At 33.5% G+C, this 1,724-nt stretch carries 1 protein-coding gene; it reads left to right on the top strand.

Annotation, left to right across the window (positions count from 1 at the left end):
* Positions 1-112: 112 nt before the first annotated feature.
* A complete protein-coding gene (locus tag QUA04_RS29520) occupies positions 113-1,711 on the top strand; it encodes a phospholipase D-like domain-containing protein (protein WP_333264312.1) in 1,599 nt (532 codons plus the stop codon).
* The last annotated feature ends 13 nt before the right edge of the window (positions 1,712-1,724 follow it).

Below are 1,724 nucleotides of genomic sequence, written 5' to 3' on the forward strand. Positions count from 1 at the left end.
TTGATAATTTTCGAGAACGCGTATTAGCTTGCTTTTCTAATTAGATAAAAATATCACCGCAACTTCAGGAGAGCCGTTTGAATCAGGTAAATCATTACAATATATTATTGATCTGCTACAAGAAGCTAAACAAAAAATTCGGATTGCTACAGGATTTTTTACAATTAAAGGATGGAACTTAATCCGTCGTTACACTACAGGTAAAAAAACCTATCTTTTAGTTGGCTTAGATGATCCGGGTGAACAACGAGCAAGAATGGCTTTAATTCAAGAAATAATGCGAGACTTACGAACAGGATTAGACAGAGATAGAAGAAAGTCGGTTCGTGACCTTGTGAAAAAAATAGAGTCTAATCAATTTGAAATTGTTGATGCTAGGGCAAAAGACCACCATAACAAGCTTTATATTTTTGATGAAAGAGCTGCTATTCAAACCTCCTCAAATTTAACGGGAAAAGGACTCATCGAGCAAGTCGAAGGAGGAAATATTATTACTAATAAATCTGAAGTGATAGACTTAATTCAGGAATTTGATGACTTTTTTAACAAGGCTCACGATTTAACCCAAGACCTACTAGAAATTTTGAGTAAATGGTTGAAATTTGCGACACTTTGGGATATTTATCTAAAAACAATATTAACTTTAGAGCAAATTAAACCAGTTAAAACTACTTATAGTAAAAAGCCTCTCATTTATCAACAAGATATGATTTCTTTAACATTAAGCCAAATTTATGAACATGGTGGCTCAATGCTAGTTGCTTCAACAGGACTAGGTAAAACTGTGATGGGAACTTTAATTGCGGTTCAATTAAAATCAGAAGATTTTATTGATAAAGTGATTATTATTTGTCCTATGCCTGTTAAGGCTAGTTGGCGTAAAGAAATGCGAGATGCTAGTATATCTGCTGATTTTTTCACTCTTGAAACTTTAGATAAAGAAGATTCAAATAAAGCCAGGGATCTGGATAGTTGGGAGGATTTTATTAAGGATATCCGCTCAGGGAAAGGACGTTATTTATTAATATTTGATGAAAGTCATAAGTTAAGAAAGCGTTATCCCGATCAATTTGGAAATAAATATTCTCAAAGTGAAAAAAGAAGAGAAAGAAAAGCATTTACTAGAATCCATGAAGTGGTGAATGAATTTGGAAACCCCGAAAAACTTAAAGTTTTATTGTTAACAGGTTCACCTTACGCCACAGATATTGAGAATATTAATGTTCAACTTCTTTTATTACCTCACACTGCCCCACCTGATGTTTTATTTCCGGATTTTTTTGATAATGCTCGTGCTTGGAAAATTGAAGAATCAAGTCAATTCACACAATTACCTGTTGCTCACCAATTAACAACTCCCCACGTTGCTAAATATTATGGTCAATCAGATGAAAAAGGACGTTATATCAATTTGGGAGAACAAAAAAAATATTTTCCTGATGTTCTTCTTTTTACTATTTCTTTTCCTGTAATTTTGGAATCTGAGTTAAGCTCAGTAATCACTCAAGGCTATTTTGATTTAAACATACCTAATGCTATATATCGAAAAAATATTGTTACTCAGATCAAGAAAGCCTGGGCAAGTTCTCCTTTAGCATTAAAAGAAAGTTTAGAAAGTGTTGTCGATACCCCTGGAGGAGAAAAAGCGGGAGCATGTCACTTTTGCAGTGAGCAATTATACTCATGCAGGTTTTACCTGATTACCAATTAAGCCGTTTAAGTAA

Origin of the sequence: Microcoleus sp. S13_C5, assembly GCF_036700845.1 — a bacterium.
In the GTDB taxonomy this organism is placed as follows: Bacteria; Cyanobacteriota; Cyanobacteriia; order Cyanobacteriales; family Microcoleaceae; genus Microcoleus.